General features: G+C 46.7%; 1 protein-coding gene. It reads right to left on the reverse strand.

From position 1 onward, the window contains the following. Positions 1 to 328, reverse strand: a 328-nt coding sequence (gene argR / locus V5P19_RS23140; protein ID WP_334407859.1) for a transcriptional regulator ArgR, incomplete at its 3' end; no start/stop codon positions are given. Positions 329 to 349 lie beyond the last annotated feature (21 nt).

The raw sequence follows: 349 nt of genomic DNA on the forward strand, positions 1-349 counted from the left end.
GAGCAATTAACTGCGCCGCGCCAGGGCTGGTATGAATCACGACAACTGCATCGTTGTAGTCGATATCCAGCACCAGATTTTTCAATGGACTGGAGGTGGTTGGTACACCCAGTTCAGCTAGCAGGCAGTAAACCATTTCCATTTTGGCATTGCGTGTACGTACAGCACCAAACTTGGTCAACATCCGCGAGACTTTAGACTGATTAATATTGTCAAAGCCTTGCTCCTGCAACGCGGCGACGATTTCGCCCTGGGAGCTAAATTTCTCTTCTTTAAGTAATGCTTTAAATGCTTTAACTAGTTCTTCTTGCTTAGCCGAGCTTCGCATAAGTCACCCGATATGGTGGTT

The sequence above is a fragment of the Enterobacter sp. UNJFSC 003 genome, assembly GCF_036903355.1.
In the GTDB taxonomy this organism is placed as follows: domain Bacteria; phylum Pseudomonadota; class Gammaproteobacteria; order Enterobacterales; family Enterobacteriaceae; genus Enterobacter.